Origin of the sequence: Acinetobacter sp. 809848 (assembly GCF_000581275.1) — a bacterium.
GTDB lineage: Bacteria > Pseudomonadota > Gammaproteobacteria > Pseudomonadales > Moraxellaceae > Acinetobacter > Acinetobacter pittii.
Genome location: NZ_JEXG01000041.1, coordinates 1 through 19,071 on the forward strand (window position 1 = coordinate 1; position 19,071 = coordinate 19,071).

A 19,071-nucleotide genomic window follows, 5' to 3' on the forward strand; every position below is an offset into this window, starting at 1 on the left:
CGTTCAGCCTACTTGTGCCCCTACCAATGATAACCTTATGGAAATCTTGGTTATGGCAGATGCTTTGCGTCGTGCAAGTGCTGGTCGTATTACCGCTGTTATCCCTTATTTTGGTTATGCTCGCCAAGACCGTCGTCCACGTTCTGCACGTGTGCCGATTACAGCTAAAGTTGTCGCAGACATGCTTACCACTGTTGGTATTGACCGTGTCGTGATGATCGACTTACATGCTGACCAAATTCAAGGTTTCTTCGATATTCCTGTCGACAACATCTACGGTACTCCTGCTTTGCTTGCTGACTTACGTCAACAACAACATGACAACCTTATGGTGGTTTCTCCTGACGTTGGTGGTGTAGTACGTGCTCGTGCTGTTGCCAAACAGATGGGTGACATCGATTTAGCAATTATTGATAAACGTCGTCAAAAAGCCAATGAGTCGCAAGTTATGCACTTAATTGGTGACGTAAAAGATCGTGATTGCGTTATCGTAGACGATATGGTCGATACTGCTGGTACATTGTGTAAAGCAGCTGATGCGCTTAAGCAATTTGGTGCACGTCGTGTAGTTGCGTACGCAACTCACCCTGTACTATCAGGTAAGGCTATTGAAAACTTACGTAATTCAGTTATTGATGAACTGGTTGTGACTGATACCATTCCTCTTTCTGAAGAAGCATTGACCTTAGGCAAGATCCGTCAGGTTTCTGTTGCTAGCATGGTTGCTGAAACGATTCGTCGTATTAATAACGAAGAGTCTATCAGTGCAATGTTCGATAGTTTATAATATTGCAGCTTTTTATAAACCCTAGCCTTGGCTGGGGTTTTCTATCACTAAACTGGTCGCAAGTTTAGTCTTTTAAACTTTAATGAGGATTTACTCATGGCAAACTTCGTATTAAACGCTCAAGCGCGTGCTGAAGACAAACAAGGGAAAGGTGCGAGCCGCCGCCTTCGTCGCGAAGCTTTAATTCCAGCTATCATTTATGGTGGCAACGCTGAGCCTGTAACTGTTACTTTAGAACTTCGTGAGCTTGTAAAAGCTTTAGAAAGCAATGCTTTCTTTGAAGAAGTTGTAGAAATCAAAGTGGGCGACAAAGTTGAAAACGTTAAAATCCAAGCGTTACAACGTCACCCATCTAAAAACACTCCTATGCACGCTGACTTCAAACGCGCATAAGTGTTTAAAGGCGTAGATTAGTGTCAAATATTTCGCTAATTGTTGGTTTGGGCAATCCTGGTTCAGAATATGCCCAAACCCGCCATAATGCAGGTTTTTGGTTCATTGAACAGCTTGCTGACAAATATGGCATTACATTAAAAAATGATCCGAAATTTCACGGAATCAGTGGACGTGGTAATATAGAAGGACACGATGTCCGTCTACTTCTACCCACTACATTTATGAACCGTTCTGGACAAAGTGTAGTTCCATTTGCAAAATTTTATCAAATTGCTCCCGAAGCAATTTTGATTGCTCATGATGAACTTGATATGAGCCCAGGTGTAATTCGTCTTAAAACAGGCGGTGGACACGGTGGTCATAACGGTTTACGTGACATTGTCCCTCATATTGGTCCAAATTTTCACCGTTTACGTATTGGTATCGGACATCCTGGCTCGAAAGAGAAAGTTTCAGGTCACGTACTTGGAAAAGCGCCAAGTAGTGAACAAAGTCTGATGGATGCTGCAATTGATCATGCCCTTTCTAAAGTGAAGCTACTTGTTCAAGGACAAGTTCCACAGGCCATGAATCAAATTAATGCATATAAACCCACTTAAATTGTTGAACAATCATGCTTGCTATCTTGCTTTTTTAGGAGCAAAATGCGCATCAGCCACTTTGCCAACCGCAAAAGCTAAAGATTTCACCATAAGATCTACCTCTTAGGTCTACTCAGGAGACGCTAGCCATGCTATCTCGTTTATTAAAATGCAAAATTCACCGTGCAGTTGTAACCCATGCTGAACTTCACTATGAAGGTTCTTGTGCAATTGATGGCGTATTGATGGACTTAGCTGGTATTCGTGAATATGAAGAAATTCATGTTTGGAATGTAACCAATGGCAAACGCTTCACAACTTATGCGATTCGTGGTGAAGATAACTCTGGAATTATTTCAGTAAACGGCGGTGCTGCACATCAAGCAGACGTTGGCGATTTAGTAATTATTGCTACATTTGGTGATTTTACTGAAGCTGAAGCAAATATTCATAAACCACGTTTGGTATATGCTAATCCAAATAATACAGTCAACCACACAGCGAATTGCATTCCTGTTCAAGTTGCCTAATTTATTTTAAGAATAAAAAGCCCGCATTGACGGGCTTTTATTATTTTATAAATCCTTAATAGTTCCTTCCCACCAGTTCTTTTGTTTTTCACAATTTAATGGTTGAAGCTGCTCTCCTCGTAATTCGAACAATATCACCTCTCCTTCAGGATTTACCTTAAATTCAGCATATTTGGCTTTTTCATAACATTGAGCCAAGCCTTCTGCAAACAAGAAACTGCGAGAGGCAGGATATAAAGCCTGCAAACGATTTTCAGGATTTTTTAAAATTAACCTCTGCCCAGCAAATGAATTATTAATATCTAAAATGGTACGAACTACGCGATTTTGTGAATCCAAAATAACTTTTGCGGGAACGGAAGAGCGATTAAAAATCACCTGTTCCAGAGCCTCACCTTCACTTCCTGCAAGAGCTTTAAGAGATTGTAAATGTAATTCATAAGCCAGTGCCATATAGTCACCTTGTAAAATTGAACGAGGGTCAACTGGCTTAAGCTCAATAAAAATACTTTTACTATGGTGCAAATGCCATTCGTTTTTCGCCACTAAACCTGCAAAAAATAATAGCGTGATAACGGCAAGAATAAGAGAAAAATACTTTTTCATTCTTTCTCTCCTTTAACAAGATCATTTTTATTTTCACGTTGAAGTAACCAAGACAGAGCCAACAAAACAATACCCGAAATAAAAATAGATGCACTCTTAGCTAGAAAAGTTATTTGTAGGTTGTAATAGAGCTGCCAGAACACAAAAACGAATACTGTTAAGCTCACTCCATACACAATATAATCTTTCTTTTTTAATGCCCACGTTAAAATAATAAGCAGGATGAAAATTTCAAAATATCCCAACACAATAAGTAACACACCAAATATTAAAAAGGCGAAAAAAGTGAGTGCCTTAAGTTGTCGATATAAATGAAGAACACTAAAGCAAAGTAACCAGACAACAGGTAGTAAATATAAAACCCATAACTGCTGATCTATCGAATTTTCTGGTACCAACCCCATAAAAGTATTGAAAAAAGAAGCTACAAGAATTACGACCATCACGCATAAAAAAATACTACGCTCGTATAGGGCTATTGATTCTCTCTTAGGTAAGAGCACCAAACTAAAAACCAAGTAACTGAGCAAAGTTAAATTTAAATAAGTCTGAGTAGAATGTATTGACCACAATGAATGGTCCAGTTGTAGCAAATAGATAAAAGCTATGCCATACGTAGCAAGCATTTGAATTAAAATGAAGAACCAATGTGGTTTAAGAAAATAACTAATACATAGAATAAAAATCTGTGCAATTAAAACCCATAGAATTTGATCTGTTTCTGAACCAAGATGAAACAAGAAAGCGGTCTGCCCACTGATAAACAAACAATAGGCAAATTGCCGAAAGAAATAGCTTTGTGATTTCTTTAAAAGAATAAACGCCAATCCAACAAAAACAACTCCAATAACTAAAGAAATAGCTTCCCAAAACACCAGCGTAAAAGCTGCAAGTGACAAGCCAGCAAGCCAAGCACCAATTGCCAATGGAATGACATAAAAGCGGCTTTGACGAAAAATTTTTATTAAAAGATAGCTAATCAGCGCAAACCAAATAAAAATAATGCCTGCAATCAATAAAAATATGAACTCATTAGAGTCTTTAAATAGGTTATTAATCCCATCTACAAGCCATATGGTTGCAGTCACACCCAAAACAGCTGCCATTAAACTGGCACATAACTGATCGTCTTTTTTGAAGAAATAATAAAAAGCGATTATTCCTGAAAAGAAGGCAGAAATTAAATAAGGAATATTCTCATTCGATAAATATTGAATCATTCCAATAATCGAAATAACGGCGAACCAAGCGATAAAGACAAACCTTAAAGCACGATATTTCTTTATACATACCCAAAACTCAATAAGGCTTAATAGATTTAGAGCGATTAAATATAAATAAGGAAACTTTTCAGACCAGAAAGTCTGTTTAAAAAATAAAAAAAGTGTGAGTTGGCTGGTAATACAAATTAAAGCAAAGATTCCAATATTGGGCCGATATAACCACGGTAATAAAAGCAATGTCCAAATTAAAAAAAGCAAATAACTGTCTGCACCAGTTTGATAAACCTGTCCAATTACAGCCAAGCTTAAACCTATCATCAAACCACTAACGCTATGTAAGGTCTGCCTAACCCCATCACTTAATGTATCTTTTATGCTGAACCAAGCTGTAACAAGTAATATAACGGGCGGGATCGCGAGTTGAATACTGTCTGGAAGCATCAACCAGTTAGCAGCAATTAAATACAGAATACTTACCGCCATAAATACATAACTGAAAATATGGAGATGCTGAATAAACAAGCTATTGGTCAGAGGATAATAGTCTCTTATCTGCATGAAACACCTATTTTATTTATAATTTTCTATAAAAAACATAGCATTCCATTTTCATATCAACAAGTAAGCTCTTGTTAAAAAGCCTATTTCGATTTATGAAAATGCTTATTCATAAAGAAACTTAGCATTCTATAAAAGCATCTAGCCAATTCTATCAAGCGCGCTATAATAAAACCCATCGCTTCAGGGCGGGGTGCAATTCCCCACCGGTGGTAAAGTTAATTTTTATAAATAGATTAACAAGCCCACGAGCTTAAATTGTGTAATTTGAGCAGATTTGGTGAAACTCCAAAGCCGACGGTATAGTCCGGATGAAAGAAGACGACGAACTGGGATAAATCCGTTTTATTTCAGTGCCAGCCTGTTTTTACATCAGTCCTGAAATGTTCAACCGTATTTTTTACGAGAGCGTTTCATTATGTCTAGCTTAATTCAACCAGAACTTTTTTTCTCAGCCCTCTCTCCTGCTGAGCAACGCATTCAACAAGCATTAGAAGATATCCGTCAAGGCAAGCCTGTCTTGGTTATGGACGACTTTGATCGCGAAAATGAAGCAGATTTAATTGTTGCAGCCGAAACTTTAACGGTAGAAACAATGGCACGCATGATTCGTGATGGCTCGGGTATCGTATGTTTATGCCTTACAGAAGAGCTAGCAGACCATCTAGAACTACCACCAATGGTTTCTCAAAACTCGAGCCAGTTTCATACCGCTTTTACAGTGACCATTGAGGCAGCTCAAGGCGTTACCACTGGTGTTTCTGCTAAAGACCGTGTAACAACTATTCAAACTGCTATTAAAGATGGTGCTGTTGCAAGTGACTTAAATCGTCCAGGTCACGTTTTCCCATTACGTGCACGTAATGGTGGCGTCCTTACTCGTCGAGGTCATACTGAGGGAACAATTGATCTAGCAAGACTAGCTGGGCTTAAACCCGCTGGCGTATTATGTGAATTAACCAATCCGGATGGCACAATGGCATCGGGCATTCAAGTTTTAGCATATGCTCAAACTCATCACTTAACGGTGATTACGATTGAAGAACTTGTTCAATACCGCCAACAACACAGCATTTAAACAAAAAAGGTTTGGCTTTAGATCAAAGCCAAACCTTCAAATTAAAATTTAATAAATAATATTTAAGAAACTTTCTTTTGTGCTGCCAGTTCTTCAACGTAGTCCAAAAGCTCAGAAAATTGCTTAATCATTGCTTTTGGCTGTGCTTGAGCAAGTTCCTCTGCTGTTCCGTAACCATAAGTCACCGCTACCGCCTCAATACCGTTATGACGAGCACCCAAAACGTCATATTGACGGTCACCGACCATCAAGCATTCTTCTGGGTTTAATTGCTCATGCTCAAGAATATAATGGATAAGATCAGCTTTATTTGTGCGCTCACCCGTTAACTCACTCCCATAGATATGTACAAAGTATTGACTTAATTCAAAATGGTCCAAGATACGTTTTGCATAAATCGTTGGTTTAGCAGTTGCGACAAATAAACGATATCCTTCTTTTTTTAAAGCGCTAAGCGTTTTGGCAACAGATGGATACACTTCATTTTCGAACAGGCCAACCACCGAAAAACGCTCGCGATAAGCAAGTAAAGCTTGTTCAGCTAAAGCATCATCTTGAGTAGCTAATAATTTTGCGAGTGATGGCTTTAATGGTGGGCCAATTGTCCAATCAATATCTAAATCAGCAGCCAATGGATAGCCTAATTTCTCCATTGCATAGCGAATTGAAGTATGGATTCCAACTTTTGGGTCTGTTAAGGTTCCATCCAAATCAATCAAAATATGTTTTATAGCCATTCAATCACTAACCCAGTAAAGTATTTAATTCAATTGGTCGAGAGTTTAATCAAACTCTCTTATACTAACGTAAATTTAAATTGAAAAGGAAATAACCGTGCGTCCAACCGTACTTTGTTTCTCGGGTTTAGCCCCTTCAGGTGGTGCAGGTTTACAAGCCGATATCGAAGCAATTGGACAAAGTGGTGCCCATGCAGCAATTGCATGTACTGCCCTCACAATTCAAAACTCACAACAAGTATTTGGCTTCGAAGCAACCTCAAAAGAACTCTTATTAGCACAAGCAAATGCAGTTGTAGGTGACTTACCCATTAAATGTGTTAAGTCAGGCATGCTTGGCACGACAGATAATATTGCGGCACTAGCTGAATTTTTACGTGCTCATCCTGACTATCAATATGTACTTGATCCTGTTTTAGTCGCAAACAGTGGCGGCTCTTTAGGTGATCAGGCAACTCTCGTTAAAGCGTTCGTTGAACTTATTCCTCTAGCCACAATTATTACTCCAAATACCGTTGAATTACGTGCTCTAACAGGTATTACTGATTTAGATCAAGCCACTCAAAAGCTTTTTGAAATGGGTGCTAAAGCTGTTCTAGTGAAAGGTGGACATGAAGATACACCAGATCATATTAAAAATAGTTTATACATAAATGGTGAACTAGCAGCGAGTAGTAGCTGTCCTCGCCTTGAAGGTGAATATCACGGCTCAGGTTGTTCTTTAGCTAGCTTTATCGCTGGCCGTTTAGCTTTAGGTGATTCTTTAAAAATTGCAGTACAGCATGCTGAAACATGGTTATTCGGTGTTTTAAAAAATGCAGACACCCCTGTACCAAACGGACAAAAGATTCCAAAGCGTTTTTAAAAGCACAAAAAAGGCGCTTAAAGCGCCTTTTTTATTAATCTTAATTATTGAGGAATACGTAAAACTTGCCCCGGGAAAATCTCATCAGGATCTTTTAACATTGGTTTATTTGCTTCAAAGATTTTTGGATATTGATTTGCATCACCGTAAACTTCTTTCGCAATTTTTGAAAGGTTATCACCAGATTTCACTGTATAAAATTTACTTTCTGGTTCAGGAGTTGCCACTGTCATCTGGTCATCTACTTGAGCCACATGATCAATGTTTCCAACAATAAGAATAATTTTCTCTTTATCTGCTTGGCTTTTTACCTGCCCTTTAATAATTGCAGTATCAGTAGTACCGTTATAGGTTACAGATAAGCCTTCTACCCCTAAGCCCAAACTTTTAATTAAACCTAATAATTTATTTGCAACTTCTTGTGCAGAAGGTTCTGCTGGTGTTGCTGGAGCTGGTTGTGGTTCTGCTGGTGCGGTATTTTTTTTGCCAATACCTTTTACAAAATCAAAAAGACCCATCTTTTAGTCCTCATATTATTGTTTATAGTAAAGTCATTAAACTGACCTTTATTGTTATACTTCAAAAAAGTTATACCTCTGCTATCAATTGAGGTTGATCTTGTAAAAATATGTATCTCTTAAATTTTTTCTAAAATAAAAAAAGCCACCTTACGGTGGCCTTCTTTTTATTCAGCAATATGCGAATTAACCAAGTTTTTTAGTTACATAGTCAATTGCAGATTGAACTGTAGTGATTTCGTTAGAATCTTCATCAGGGATAGTGATGTCGAAGTCGTTTTCGAAAGACATAACAAGTTCAACTAAATCTAAAGAGTCAGCACCTAAGTCATCCATAAAAGATGCTTCGTTTTTAATCTCTTCAGCTTTAAGACCAAGTTGTTCTGCAACCGCTTGTTTAACGCGTTGTTCGATATCGCTCACAGGAATTCTCCTCATTGCTTGTGGCGTTTAATTTGCCACTAGTTTAATTGAATATAAAAATTTTTAAAAGTTTATACATCGGCGTTAGGCCATGTATAAACCACCATTTACATGTAATACCGTACCGGTAATGTAACCTGCTTTATCACTTGCAAGGAAACTCACCGCATTTGCGATATCTTGTGGCTCACCTAAGCGATTTAAAGCCACTTGATCACTCATTTTTTTGCGAATGTCTTCACTAAGTGCATCTGTCATTTCTGTTGCAATAAAGCCTGGCGCCACACTGTTTACAGTAATTTGGCGGCTACCCATCTCTTTTGCAAGGCTACGGCTGAATGCTTCAATACCTGCTTTAGCAGCAGAATAGTTCGCTTGGCCTGGGTTTGCAAAGTGAGCTACAACAGAACTGATATTAATAATTCGACCAAAACGTGCCTTCGTCATACCCTTAAGCACACGTTTAGATAAACGATAAACTGCTTTAAGGTGAATGTTGAGAATGTCATCCCAATCATCTTCAGACATACGAAGCAACAAATTATCTTTCGTAATACCTGCATTGTTAACTAGAACAAGTACAGGACCATAGTTCTGTTCAATATGAGAAACGACTGCTTCAATCTCATCGAGATTACGCACGTCGAGCGCCAAACCTGCACCTTGTTCACCAAAGCTATCACTTAACTTTTGTGCACCAGATTCAGAAGTCGCAGTACCTACAACAAAATAACCGTCTTGAATAAGTTGCTGGGCAATGGCAGCGCCAATACCCCGACTCGCGCCCGTTACTAATGCAACTTTGCGTTCTTGTGTCATGCAATTTTTCCTTCTGCCACTAAAACAGCATTTAGGGCATCTTCCATTTTGCTCTTACTATCAATAGAAAAAGCTTTTTCAATATTTGGTAAACGCTTTGCGAGGTTACTCAATACTGTACCTGGACCACACTCAACAACATATTGAATACCTTGGTCTTGTAGAGACTGCATGGTACGTGTCCATTGTACTGATTGGTACAATTGTGCAGTTAATGCCTGACGCAATTGAGCAACATCGGTAGCTATTCCCGCGTTGACATTTTGTATTACAGGAATGGTAGGTAGCTCAATGGCAGTTTGTTCCAAAGCTTCTGCAAATTTCTCAGCGGCAGGTTTCATCAACGAACAATGAGAAGGAACTGACACTGGTAAAGCAATTGCTTTAGCTGACTGCTCTTTTGCCAAAGCCATAACTTCTTGTACAGAAGCTGTACTTCCTGCAATCACAACTTGACCTTGTGAATTATAGTTTGCAGCTTCTACAGAACCTTCACCTGATGCACTCACGGTTTGACAAAGTTCAACCACTTTCTCATCAGCCAAGCCAAGGATTGCAGCCATAGCCCCTTGACCCTGAGGTACAGCACTTTGCATGAGCTTGCCACGCAAGTTAACTAATTTAACTGCATCCGCCAAGCTCATAGAGCCTGCAGCTACCAATGCACTGTATTCACCTAGTGAATGTCCTGCAAGGTATTTAGGTGCCAGACCACCTAAATCAAGCCATACACGCCATAAAGCGATACTGGCAGTTAATAACACAGGTTGGGTATTTTCTGTTTGGTCGAGACCTTCGCCACTTTGTGCAATATGCCAAAGATCAAATCCAAGAGCATCTGAAGCTTCTGCAAAAGTTTGCCCGACCCCACTAAACTGTTCTGCTAGTTCAGCAAGCATACCGACTTTTTGTGAACCTTGACCAGGAAACACAAATGCAGTTTTTGTGGCTAAAGCTACTTGTTCAAGACGTTTAGCAGACATAAGAAATCCTTTTTTGGGTTTTCACTCATTTCTGGAGCGGAAATTTAACATGTTATTTATATATTTATAATTGCGAAAAACAACAAAAAAAGGGAGCTTTCGCTCCCATTTTTTCTATACTTAAGCATCACGCTTAATGCATATCATGCAATTATTCAGCATCAGCTGCTTTAGCGAATAATTGACGACCACGGTAGAAACCGTCTTTAGTCACGTGGTGACGACGATGAGTTTCACCAGTTGCTTGGTCTACTGTTAATGCATTCTCGGTTAAAGCGTCATGTGAACGGCGCATGTCACGGCGAGAGCGACTTTTACGGTTTTGCTGAACGGCCATGATGGCTCCTTACAAAGATCGAAAAAATGGATCAGAACAAATTCAGTTGTCTTATCTCACAATTATAACACAAATTATGAGTTAAGTTTACCCTTCAAACCTGCCAAAACATCAAACGGATTATCCCGCTTTTCTTCGACAACATTCTGAATGGTAGGTTGATGTTTATGTTCACAAGCATCATGCTTGGGAGATAAAGGCATCAACAATAACAGTTCATCTTCTAGTAATGCGAGTAAGTTAATCGAGGCAGGCGTATCATAATCGCCTTTCGTCGAAGACTCACTTTCACCTAAAACGATGAAATCAGCATCCTCATCCAAGCGCTCTATCAGTGACTCATCATCCACTAATGCAATATGGAAGTCTAAGACAAGAGGCATTTCAACAGGTTCCAAACAACGTTGGCACTCCATTGGAACTTTCGTGTCCATGTGACCGTCCATCCACACAATGCGATGATATGCATCCATTGATAGCTTACAGTCTATGTTGATCAATTGGTTATCAATTGATCCAACAGCTTCACGAGCGATACGAGCAAAGCGAGACAAGGGCAGTTGACCTGACCATGTAAAGCCTTGTTCAGCCCATTTAAACGGCTCAATCTGTGCCGGAAAGGTATTTGCTGACATAATTAAGGCGGCAATTCTACAAATTCATCGGTACTCTGTCAAAGATTAAGATACAATTTTGCACTTCTTTAGACAGAACTCGGGGTAAATTAAGCAATGCACCTGTTGCAGCCGCAACCTGAAGTTAACACTTCATTACTCGTTTGCACCCATTCAACTCATCAGAACACTCTTGTACCTGACCTAGTGCAACTCTCACCATGGTCAAGCTCAAAATCGGAGTCTGAGCAAGTTGATTGGCTTATTTTACACTTTAATCACTGGTTTTCCCACCATAATGTGACATTAGTTCGTGGTGATTTTGAACCTGAATATTTCCCAGCGACAAATAAAGAACCAGCCAAGATCCAATTTGCTCACGGTTTCTTTAATAGTGCTTTGCATGAAATTAGTCACTGGTCTATTGCAGGTGAAAAAAGACGTCTATTACCAGATTTAGGTTATTGGTATGCACCTGATGGTCGCACCCAAGAACAGCAAAGTTTATTTGAACAAGTAGAAATTAAGCCACAAGCAATTGAATGGTTATTTGCGCAATCTTTTGGCCGAAAATTTAGAGTTTCACTCGATAACCTTACAGGTGATAGCGGTGATGGCAAACTATTTAAAGATAACGTTTATGCTCAAGTCCAACGTTACTTTTCGGGTGAAGCTAAGTTGCCACGTGATGCAGTAGCACTTATTGGTTTTATTTGCCAATGTACACGTTCGGGTACACCTTTACAATTAAATGAATTTAAACGTGAACTCCTTGATTAATTGACAAAAAAGCTACGTTAATTGCTTGCCTAGGCCATTTAAAAAGCCTAATAATTATTTTTAACACTGGCGTGATGGAGTCTCTAAAATATGATGCATTTACATGTACATCCTGAAAATCCACAGCAACGCCTCATTGCCCAAGCGGTTGAACGTATCCGAGCAGGAGATGTTGTGGTCTACCCTACCGATGCTGCCTATGCAATTGGGTGTCAAATCGGTAATAAAAATGCCATGGAACGTATTGCACAGATTCGTGGCTTAGGACCTAAACATCAATATGCCATTATGTGCTGTGACTTATCTGATATTGCAACTTATGCAAAAGTTGATAATGCGACATATCGTTTATTGAAAGCGAACACACCAGCTATTACTACGTTCATTTTACCTGCAACAAGTGAAGTTCCTCGTAGATTGATGCACCCTAAAAAGAAAACGATTGGTTTACGTATTCCAAGCAACCCGATTTGTCAGGCTTTATTACAAGAACTTGGTGAGCCGCTACTCACCAGTACATTAATTTTACCGGGTCAAGAAGACCCTCTAGATGACCCTTATGATATTGAAAATCAGTTAGATAAACGAATTGATGTATTTATTGACGGTGGTTTTGGTACCTTGACCAGTACAAGTATCGTTGATTTATCGGGCGAACATCCTGAAATTATCCGCCGTGGTGTTGGCGATGTAAGTGCTTTTGAATAAGCACTTACTTTTTTACCAATAGTTTAAAAAAAAGTATTATCACTCAAAAAAATACTCTTTATTTATTTTGGATTTTTTTTACACTTTAGTCGTTAAGTAATTTATTAAAAGACACAATTCATTTAGAATGATTTTCACTATCTGCTGTTCTTCTACTTACAGCTGTCTAGGACTTGAATAACAAGTCTCATGCTTTTGAAAATTCGCGTGGCTTATAATCGTAATGAATCAATCACTTCATCAATCCATGGAAGACGCTCCACACATCCGTGTTTTAGATGAGTGGCATGACAAAATTCCAGAAGATCTCTATATACCTCCAGCTGCATTTGAGATTTTGCTCGAGCGGTTTGAAGGTCCATTAGATTTTTTAATTTATCTGATTCAGAAAAACGGTTTCGATTTAATTCAACTCGATATTGCTCCTATAGCGACTCAATATTTGGCCTATATGGATAGCATGAAATCTTTAAATATCGAGTTGACAGCAGATTATATGGTGATGGCTGCTTTATTGGCTGACTTGAAGTCTCGCCTACTTCTACCAAAACCTACAATTATAAGTATTGAAAAAGATCCTAAGCAGGAGCTTATTGATCGTCTTGAAACCTATCTACGCATTAAGCAAGCAGCTGAGCGTTTAGGTCAAATGCCAATTCTTGAGCGCGATACATTTAGTGCCAATGTAAGCTTGGGACATATCTCTCCTGTTTATGAAGGTTACGATATCTCAGCGCTACATGATGCGTTGTTCTGTGTATTTAATCGCCCCGAACCTATTACCCATGTTGTCGCTCAAGAACCTGTTTTACTCGAAGAACGTATTGCATATATTGAAGAGAAATTAGAGTCTGGTGACGTGTTAAGTTTTAAAGAATTACTCAATCCCCAGCAAGGTCGTATGGGAATGGTTGTTACTTTTATGGCAGTTTTAGAATTGACTCGCCAACAGAAAATTAAAATTATTGCCACTGGTATTGAAGCCCCGTTAGCAATTCAAGGATCTTCAATATGAGTAGTTTTGAACAAAATAATAGTGATTTGTCATTAGCTGACATACATCATGAAGTCTTATTACAGCTTGAAGCAATTATCTTTGCCAGTGAAGCGCCTGTTTCAATTGCCCGCTTAAAAGAAGCATTTAACAATCAATATAATAAACAACAGCTTCGTCAACTTTTGCAACAGCTCGCGCTATTGCAACATGGTCGGTCTATTGAGCTGATTGAAACAGCACAAGGGTTTCGCTTTCAGGTAAGATCTAAATATCGTAGTATTATTGCGCAAATTTGGCCAGAGCGACCAACAAAACTGTCGCCTTCATTACTAGAAACCCTGGCTGTCATTGCTTATCATCAACCGGTTACCCGAGCTGATATTGAACAAATTCGTGGTGTATCTAATAATAGTCAGATTCTTAGAACACTATTTGACTGGAACTGGATTAAAGAAGCCGGTTTTAGAGATTTACCCGGAAGACCTGCGTTGCTAATTACAACGCCTCAGTTTCTGAATGCTTTTGGTCTAGCCTCTCTAGGCCAATTGCCTCCCCTACAGAACGCCAAGGAAGCCTTTATGGCTCTCGATGCAAATGCACCGAAATCATAAAGAGGTGGACTGTTGATCATTATGTCTAAGGTTGTGCTGTCATGAGTGAAAAATTGCAAAAAGTATTAGCGCGAATCGGATTAGGTTCCCGCCGATATATGGAAGAGGTTATTGCCGCAGGACGCGTGAGTGTAAACGGTCGTGTTGCCCAAGTGGGTGAGCGCATTGAACCAGGCGATGAATTACGCATTGATGGCCGTAAAGTTCAGTTTCAGATTGAAGACGAAATTCGTCGTCGCGTATTGATTTATTATAAGCCTGAGGGTGAAATCTGTTCACGTAATGATCCTGAAAAACGCCCAACCGTATTTGATCATTTACCACAAATTGCCAATGACCGCTGGGTAATGGTAGGTCGTCTGGATATTAACAGTACTGGTTTATTACTATTCACAAATGATGGTGAACTTGCTAACCGCTTAATGCACCCATCTAATGAAATCGAACGTGAATACGCTGTTCGAGTAATGGGTGAAGTAACGCCAAAACTACGCCAAAACATGGTCAACGGAGTAGAGCTCGAAGATGGCCCTGCCAAATTCGAATCATTCTCTGAAATTGGTGGTGAAGGCATTAACCGCTGGTACCAAGTTGTAGTAAAAGAAGGTCGTAACCGCGAAGTACGTCGTATTTTTGAATCGCAAGATCTTAAAGTCAGCCGTTTATTACGTACACGCTACGGCACAGTTATTTTACCGCGCGAATTACGTACTGGTCGTTGGATGGAACTCGACAAAACTGACATCGACAACTTAGCAAAATCAGTTGAGTTAAAACCACGTCAAGGTACAGGTTTATTTGGTATGGCAAAACGCCGTACTGATCGTATGACTGAAAAACCAATGGCAGCACGTCGTGGCGGTTACTTACGTCAACAACGTCGTGATGATGAAAAAGAAGCGCCAACTAACACGGGCAACCAACGTAAATCGACTGGTTTTAACCGTGGTTCAAAGAAATTCTAAACATTCATAAGATGTAAAAAAACCGCTCAAATTAGAGCGGTTTTTTATAGCCGTTTAACTTAATTCATTTTTGCCAGTTCAATCCATTCAGCTTCAGGAAAATGAATAGCTAAATAATCTTTCAAATAATTTGAAGTATCTTGAGAAATTAATGGATCTTTTGATTCATCTTTTAGGTTATAAACCAAGGCATGCAACTTCAGCCCACGAGACTTAAGTGCTTCAAGACTAAGCAAAGTATGGTTAATACTTCCTAAACGACCTGATGTTACTAAAATAACGGGAAACTGGTGCTGAGCGACGTAATCAATGGTAAGCAAACTAGTGGTTAATGGCACCATTAAGCCTCCAGCACCTTCCAACAATACGATTTCAAAACGCTCCGCCAATGTTTTGGTTGCATTTTCAATTTTTTGAAAATCAATTTCTCGGTTATCAAGACGTGTTGCAAGATGAGGTGAAGCAGGATAACTGAAGATTTCAGGCATGGTTAGCTTGTCATGATCTTCTTGAAACCAACCCTGCCCCATAATTTCACGATGCTTTTCAATATCCTCAGAAATATCAGTATTACCTGTCTGAATGAGTTTTTGGGTAATCACTTTTTTACCCTGCTCAGTCCATAATTTTGCTAAGAAACCTGTCGCATAGGTTTTACCAATTTCGGTATCAATCCCACTCACAAAATAGATCTGGCCACTCATTTACTTCATTCTCCGGGCAATACAATAAATCGGATGATATGTCAGGGAATATCCTTCGGCATACTTAAACCGATCATAATCTTGATAAAACTGTTGTAAAGTTTGCTTAGTCCAACGATGCTGCGCCGTTGCTGTTACACCTGTTGCTTTTAAATGCTGTAACACGTCTTTAGGTGAATCGAAATAGAGTTGAGTTTCTGTTTCTGACAAATGCAAAATCTCAAAACCAGCCTGAATTAAGGCACTATTCCAATTTTCAACTGACCAATAACTTAAACCTTGTCCTGTTAGCTCTTTAATCTCTAATAAGTTTTTAGAACCGAATGTTGAAAAGCATAACCAACCTCGCTCAGTTAAAGCTTCATTACAACGTTCGAGCAAGTGCGGTAAATCTTGCATCCACTGTAAAGCTGAACCTGAAACAATCATATCCAGCTGCTGAGGGAAATCTAAAGTTTCAACATCCCCAATCAACCATTTTAAATTTTCTTGATGACTAAAGTGTTGCTGCACATCTGCATATAGATCATTCAAAATTAACTCTTCAAACTGAAAATATGTAGTAAGAAGATGAGTTAAATTGCCAGAACCACAACCAATTTCAAAGACACGCGACATCGTAGTCGGACAAAACTGCTGAACTAAACCTGTTAAATTTTGGCAAATCTGTTTTTGAACAATTGCATGTTCTGAATAGCTTTGCCCTGCTTTGGCAAAACGCTGGGCAACCAAGTTTTTATTCAAACTCACAGAAAACTCACCAATTCTTCAAGTTCATGTTGCTGCACCATTGACGTTAAAGAAATACGCAAACGCGAACTGTTTTTAGGTACTGTTGGTGGACGCACAGGCATAGCATAAAAACCACTTTCCTGAACGTATTTCGCTTTATCGATCGCAGCCTGACTTTCTCCAACAATGACTGGAATAATATGGCTGGTCGATGGGCTTACATAACCCTTTTGCACAACAGCTTGTTGAAGATATTGGCTAATATTTTTTAAGTGTTCACGTTGAGATTGAGAGACTAATACTTTTTGAAAAATAAAGTTTGCCCATGCCATAACAATCGGAGGCTGTGCAGTACTAAAAATAAGTGGGCGCATTTTATTAATGAGATAATCTTTAATAATTGGATCACAAATAATGTAACCACCGACCGCCGCTAATGCTTTGCCTAATGTACCGACCAGAAAATCAATTTCCTGAATCACATTATATTGTTCAGCACATCCTAAGCCTTGCTGACCACGAACCCCAATTGAATGCGCTTCATCAACATATAACATAGTTTTAGCAAACCGTTTTTTTAGCTGAACTAAAGCGGCTAAATCCGTCTCATCACCGTCCATACTAAAAATACTTTCTGTGACCACAATGATTCGTTCAATCTTGTCATCATCATGATATTTTTGGAGGAGTTGTTCCAAGTGTTGTAAATCGTTATGTCGATAACGCACATACTGAGCGCCAGATAAACGTATACCGTCAATCATACTGGCATGAACTAACTTATCCGCCAATATTAAAGTTTTACTATCAGCAACAGCTGGCAAAATACCAATATTCATATGGTAGCCACTATTAAATAATAGTGCCGCGCGACCACCAAATGCTTGGCTTAGGCTATTTTCTAATTGTTCATATTCATCAAAATTGCCCGTTAATAGACGTGAAGATGATGAACTAAAATAGCTACGCTCGATTGGAAAGCTATCTAAAAACTCTTGACGAAGATTGATATCAGCAGCCAACCCAAGATAATCATTTGAAGCTAAGTTGAGCATCGTTTTATTTTGAATCGTAATAAAACGTCCGTGCTGCACATTTTGGGTAAATTGTCTAAAGTTACCTTGTTGCTTTAACTCATCTAATTCGGCAGAAAAATGATCAAGCAATGACATCTTAATTCGCTCCCTGCATCGTTTGAACAACTTCAACCAATTGTTCGAGCAAATCGCTTAACTCTTGATGCGTGATGACATACGGTGGCATCACATAAACCAATTTTCCAAAAGGACGGATCCAGATTCCACGGTCTACAAATTGTTGCTGTAAGGTTTTCATATCAACATTAAAGGTGAGTTCTACTACACCAATTGCACCCAGCACTCGCACATCGGCAACATAATCAAGCTGACTTAAAGGCGTTAAATATTGGCTAAGCTGTTGTTCAATTCGCTCAATATTAGCCTGCCAATCTTGCTCAATTAATAATTGGGTACTTTTTAAAGCGACCGCGCAAGCAAGTGGATTGGCCATAAAGGTTGGACCGTGCATAAACACCCCAGCCTCACCGCGACTAATGGTTTCTGCAACATGCTTTGTCGTTAAGGTAGCAGATAACGTCATGTAGCCGCCTGTTAGTCCTTTACCTATGCACATAATGTCTGGCTCAACTTGTGCATGTTCCCAAGCAAAAAGCTTACCCGTGCGACCAAAACCAGTCGCAATTTCATCAAAAATTAATAACAGATTATATTGTTCACAAAGTGCTTTCGCCTGACGTAAATATTCAGGATGATAAAAACGCATCCCCCCTGCACCTTGAACAATCGGCTCAATAATCAGTGCAGCAAGGTTTTCATGATTTTGCTGAATAGCTTCTTCTAGCTCGGCAATATCTTCTTGGTTCCACTCTTCATAAAATTTGGTTTGCGGAGCTGCTACAAAAAGACGGTTCGGTAAACTTGTACCAAAAATCTGATGCATACCTGTAACAGGATCACAAACAGACATCGCATTCCATGTATCACCGTGATAACCGGAACGTGTAGTAATAAAATTTGTTTTTTGTGGTTGGCCTTGTGCTGTCCAGAATTGCACAGCCATTTTCAAAGCAACTTCAACGGCTACCGAACCTGAATCTGCATAGAAAATTTTATCGAGACTTGGCGGCGTAATTTTTAAAAGAATTTTTCCAAGTTCAATTGCAGGATCGTGAGTTAAACCACCAAACATGATATGTGACATGTTTTGTAATTGATCTGTCACTGCCTGATTGAGTTCAGGGTGGTTATAGCCGTGAATTGCACACCACCATGACGACATACCATCAATTAAAGTCTTACCATCATCTAGTTCAATCGTTGCCCCATAGGCACGTTTAACTTTAAACGTTGGTAAAGGTTGGGTCATTGAGGTATATGGATGCCAAATATGTTCCAAATCAAAATTATCGGTCATCCTCTATACCCTTTTACAGCAATTAAATCTTTCATTTAGCACATGTTAAACCTGTTAAGAATGAA

At 39.1% G+C, this 19,071-nt stretch carries 24 protein-coding genes and 1 riboswitch; of the genes, 11 read left to right on the top strand and 13 right to left on the bottom strand.

Going from position 1 to position 19,071, the window contains the following annotated elements; genetic code table 11:
- The 4 genes from J536_RS20920 to panD form a co-directional block, all read left to right on the top strand.
- Nucleotides 1-787 (top strand): ribose-phosphate pyrophosphokinase (locus tag J536_RS20920; RefSeq protein WP_032063843.1); only part of this gene is annotated, 787 nt, incomplete at its 5' end.
- 96 nt (nt 788-883) lie between these two features.
- Nucleotides 884-1,180, top strand: a complete 297-nt coding sequence (gene rplY, locus J536_RS20925; protein ID WP_002120443.1) for a 50S ribosomal protein L25 — start codon at nt 884-886, stop codon at nt 1,178-1,180.
- Nucleotides 1,181-1,200: 20 nt separating this feature from the next.
- Nucleotides 1,201-1,782, top strand: a complete 582-nt coding sequence (gene pth, locus J536_RS20930) for an aminoacyl-tRNA hydrolase (RefSeq protein WP_017481319.1) — start codon at nt 1,201-1,203, stop codon at nt 1,780-1,782.
- A gap of 131 nt (nt 1,783-1,913) precedes the next feature.
- The gene (gene panD, locus J536_RS20935; RefSeq protein WP_002120296.1) at nt 1,914-2,294 is read left to right on the top strand and encodes an aspartate 1-decarboxylase; all 381 of its coding nucleotides are present in this window, start codon (nt 1,914-1,916) and stop codon (nt 2,292-2,294) included.
- Between the two features lie 45 nt (nt 2,295-2,339).
- On the opposite strand, the gene J536_RS20940 is transcribed toward panD, so the two are convergent.
- Nucleotides 2,340-2,900: a GDYXXLXY domain-containing protein gene (locus J536_RS20940; protein ID WP_017481318.1), complete on the bottom strand. Its 561-nt coding sequence runs from the start codon at nt 2,898-2,900 to the stop codon at nt 2,340-2,342.
- Nucleotides 2,897-4,681 (bottom strand): DUF2157 domain-containing protein, encoded by a 1,785-nt coding sequence (locus J536_RS20945; protein WP_032063845.1) that lies wholly within the window; start codon nt 4,679-4,681, stop codon nt 2,897-2,899. Before J536_RS20945 ends, J536_RS20940 begins: the two co-directional genes overlap by 4 nt.
- Nucleotides 4,682-4,857: 176 nt before the next feature.
- Nucleotides 4,858-5,008: riboswitch (FMN riboswitch) on the top strand.
- 91 nt (nt 5,009-5,099) lie between these two features.
- On the opposite strand from J536_RS20945, the gene ribB reads away from it, so the two are divergent.
- Nucleotides 5,100-5,759, top strand: coding sequence for a 3,4-dihydroxy-2-butanone-4-phosphate synthase (gene ribB, locus J536_RS20950; protein ID WP_017481316.1), 660 nt, complete (start codon nt 5,100-5,102; stop codon nt 5,757-5,759).
- A gap of 62 nt (nt 5,760-5,821) precedes the next feature.
- On the opposite strand, the gene J536_RS20955 is transcribed toward ribB, so the two are convergent.
- Nucleotides 5,822-6,496, bottom strand: a complete 675-nt coding sequence (locus tag J536_RS20955) for an HAD-IA family hydrolase (RefSeq protein WP_002120346.1) — start codon at nt 6,494-6,496, stop codon at nt 5,822-5,824.
- Nucleotides 6,497-6,593: 97 nt separating this feature from the next.
- On the opposite strand from J536_RS20955, the gene J536_RS20960 reads away from it, so the two are divergent.
- Nucleotides 6,594-7,361, top strand: a complete 768-nt coding sequence (locus tag J536_RS20960) for a hydroxymethylpyrimidine/phosphomethylpyrimidine kinase (RefSeq protein WP_032063847.1) — start codon at nt 6,594-6,596, stop codon at nt 7,359-7,361.
- A gap of 44 nt (nt 7,362-7,405) precedes the next feature.
- Here the strand turns inward: J536_RS20960 and lysM are convergent, their stop codons facing one another.
- The 6 genes from lysM to J536_RS20990 all read right to left on the bottom strand — a co-directional run bounded on the left by lysM (nt 7,406) and on the right by J536_RS20990 (nt 11,076).
- Nucleotides 7,406-7,879, bottom strand: a complete 474-nt coding sequence (lysM, locus tag J536_RS20965; protein WP_002120434.1) for a peptidoglycan-binding protein LysM — start codon at nt 7,877-7,879, stop codon at nt 7,406-7,408.
- Between the two features lie 186 nt (nt 7,880-8,065).
- Nucleotides 8,066-8,302 carry an acyl carrier protein gene (gene acpP / locus J536_RS20970; protein ID WP_001279871.1) on the bottom strand — a complete coding sequence of 79 codons (237 nt, stop codon included), beginning with the start codon at nt 8,300-8,302 and terminating at the stop codon, nt 8,066-8,068.
- Nucleotides 8,303-8,386: 84 nt separating this feature from the next.
- Nucleotides 8,387-9,121 carry a 3-oxoacyl-ACP reductase FabG gene (gene fabG, locus J536_RS20975; RefSeq protein ID WP_002120395.1) on the bottom strand — a complete coding sequence of 245 codons (735 nt, stop codon included), beginning with the start codon at nt 9,119-9,121 and terminating at the stop codon, nt 8,387-8,389.
- Nucleotides 9,118-10,104 carry an ACP S-malonyltransferase gene (gene fabD / locus J536_RS20980; protein ID WP_017481315.1) on the bottom strand — a complete coding sequence of 329 codons (987 nt, stop codon included), beginning with the start codon at nt 10,102-10,104 and terminating at the stop codon, nt 9,118-9,120. The genes fabG and fabD overlap by 4 nt, the downstream gene beginning before the upstream one ends.
- Before the next feature lie 151 nt (nt 10,105-10,255).
- Nucleotides 10,256-10,441, bottom strand: a complete 186-nt coding sequence (gene rpmF / locus J536_RS20985) for a 50S ribosomal protein L32 (protein ID WP_000290730.1) — start codon at nt 10,439-10,441, stop codon at nt 10,256-10,258.
- Between the two features lie 74 nt (nt 10,442-10,515).
- On the bottom strand, nt 10,516-11,076 hold the full coding sequence (locus tag J536_RS20990) for a YceD family protein (protein ID WP_002120393.1): 561 nt from the start codon (nt 11,074-11,076) through the stop codon (nt 10,516-10,518).
- 96 nt (nt 11,077-11,172) lie between these two features.
- On the opposite strand from J536_RS20990, the gene J536_RS20995 reads away from it, so the two are divergent.
- The 5 genes from J536_RS20995 to rluB all read left to right on the top strand — a co-directional run bounded on the left by J536_RS20995 (nt 11,173) and on the right by rluB (nt 15,116).
- A complete protein-coding gene (locus J536_RS20995; RefSeq protein ID WP_017481314.1) occupies nt 11,173-11,835 on the top strand; it encodes an elongation factor P hydroxylase in 663 nt (220 codons plus the stop codon).
- A gap of 90 nt (nt 11,836-11,925) precedes the next feature.
- The gene (locus J536_RS21000; RefSeq protein WP_002120255.1) at nt 11,926-12,543 is read left to right on the top strand and encodes an L-threonylcarbamoyladenylate synthase; all 618 of its coding nucleotides are present in this window, start codon (nt 11,926-11,928) and stop codon (nt 12,541-12,543) included.
- Nucleotides 12,544-12,766: 223 nt separating this feature from the next.
- Nucleotides 12,767-13,558, top strand: coding sequence for a segregation and condensation protein A (locus J536_RS21005; RefSeq protein ID WP_017387236.1), 792 nt, complete (start codon nt 12,767-12,769; stop codon nt 13,556-13,558).
- The gene (gene scpB, locus J536_RS21010; RefSeq protein WP_002120355.1) at nt 13,555-14,151 is read left to right on the top strand and encodes an SMC-Scp complex subunit ScpB; all 597 of its coding nucleotides are present in this window, start codon (nt 13,555-13,557) and stop codon (nt 14,149-14,151) included. Before J536_RS21005 ends, scpB begins: the two co-directional genes overlap by 4 nt.
- Before the next feature lie 41 nt (nt 14,152-14,192).
- Entirely contained in the window at nt 14,193-15,116 is a 924-nt protein-coding gene (rluB, locus tag J536_RS21015) for a 23S rRNA pseudouridine(2605) synthase RluB (RefSeq protein ID WP_032063848.1), read from the top strand.
- Between the two features lie 59 nt (nt 15,117-15,175).
- On the opposite strand, the gene bioD is transcribed toward rluB, so the two are convergent.
- Genes bioD through bioA form a run of 4 tightly spaced genes read right to left on the bottom strand, consistent with a single transcriptional unit; the run spans nt 15,176 to nt 19,006 of the window.
- Entirely contained in the window at nt 15,176-15,820 is a 645-nt protein-coding gene (bioD, locus tag J536_RS21020) for a dethiobiotin synthase (protein WP_032063849.1), read from the bottom strand.
- On the bottom strand, nt 15,821-16,570 hold the full coding sequence (bioC, locus tag J536_RS21025; protein WP_032063850.1) for a malonyl-ACP O-methyltransferase BioC: 750 nt from the start codon (nt 16,568-16,570) through the stop codon (nt 15,821-15,823). It abuts the gene before it with no gap.
- Nucleotides 16,567-17,724 carry an 8-amino-7-oxononanoate synthase gene (locus J536_RS21030; protein WP_017481310.1) on the bottom strand — a complete coding sequence of 386 codons (1,158 nt, stop codon included), beginning with the start codon at nt 17,722-17,724 and terminating at the stop codon, nt 16,567-16,569. The genes bioC and J536_RS21030 overlap by 4 nt, the downstream gene beginning before the upstream one ends.
- Before the next feature lies 1 nt (nt 17,725).
- Complete coding sequence (gene bioA / locus J536_RS21035) at nt 17,726-19,006, bottom strand: adenosylmethionine--8-amino-7-oxononanoate transaminase (RefSeq protein WP_017481309.1); 1,281 nt, start codon at nt 19,004-19,006, stop codon at nt 17,726-17,728.
- Between the last annotated feature and the right edge of the window lie 65 nt (nt 19,007-19,071).

Coding starts and splice junctions, on each gene's coding strand:
- rplY (WP_002120443.1), top strand. CDS start 884: ATGGCAAACTTCGTATTAAACGCTCAAGCGCGTGCTGAAGACAAACAA.
- panD (WP_002120296.1), top strand. CDS start 1,914: ATGCTATCTCGTTTATTAAAATGCAAAATTCACCGTGCAGTTGTAACC.
- J536_RS20940 (WP_017481318.1), bottom strand. CDS start 2,900: ATGAAAAAGTATTTTTCTCTTATTCTTGCCGTTATCACGCTATTATTT.
- J536_RS20945 (WP_032063845.1), bottom strand. CDS start 4,681: ATGCAGATAAGAGACTATTATCCTCTGACCAATAGCTTGTTTATTCAG.
- ribB (WP_017481316.1), top strand. CDS start 5,100: ATGTCTAGCTTAATTCAACCAGAACTTTTTTTCTCAGCCCTCTCTCCT.
- J536_RS20955 (WP_002120346.1), bottom strand. CDS start 6,496: ATGGCTATAAAACATATTTTGATTGATTTGGATGGAACCTTAACAGAC.
- lysM (WP_002120434.1), bottom strand. CDS start 7,879: ATGGGTCTTTTTGATTTTGTAAAAGGTATTGGCAAAAAAAATACCGCA.
- fabG (WP_002120395.1), bottom strand. CDS start 9,121: ATGACACAAGAACGCAAAGTTGCATTAGTAACGGGCGCGAGTCGGGGT.
- fabD (WP_017481315.1), bottom strand. CDS start 10,104: ATGTCTGCTAAACGTCTTGAACAAGTAGCTTTAGCCACAAAAACTGCA.
- rpmF (WP_000290730.1), bottom strand. CDS start 10,441: ATGGCCGTTCAGCAAAACCGTAAAAGTCGCTCTCGCCGTGACATGCGC.
- J536_RS20990 (WP_002120393.1), bottom strand. CDS start 11,076: ATGTCAGCAAATACCTTTCCGGCACAGATTGAGCCGTTTAAATGGGCT.
- J536_RS20995 (WP_017481314.1), top strand. CDS start 11,173: ATGCACCTGTTGCAGCCGCAACCTGAAGTTAACACTTCATTACTCGTT.
- J536_RS21000 (WP_002120255.1), top strand. CDS start 11,926: ATGATGCATTTACATGTACATCCTGAAAATCCACAGCAACGCCTCATT.
- J536_RS21005 (WP_017387236.1), top strand. CDS start 12,767: ATGAATCAATCACTTCATCAATCCATGGAAGACGCTCCACACATCCGT.
- scpB (WP_002120355.1), top strand. CDS start 13,555: ATGAGTAGTTTTGAACAAAATAATAGTGATTTGTCATTAGCTGACATA.
- rluB (WP_032063848.1), top strand. CDS start 14,193: ATGAGTGAAAAATTGCAAAAAGTATTAGCGCGAATCGGATTAGGTTCC.
- bioD (WP_032063849.1), bottom strand. CDS start 15,820: ATGAGTGGCCAGATCTATTTTGTGAGTGGGATTGATACCGAAATTGGT.
- J536_RS21030 (WP_017481310.1), bottom strand. CDS start 17,724: ATGTCATTGCTTGATCATTTTTCTGCCGAATTAGATGAGTTAAAGCAA.
- bioA (WP_017481309.1), bottom strand. CDS start 19,006: ATGACCGATAATTTTGATTTGGAACATATTTGGCATCCATATACCTCA.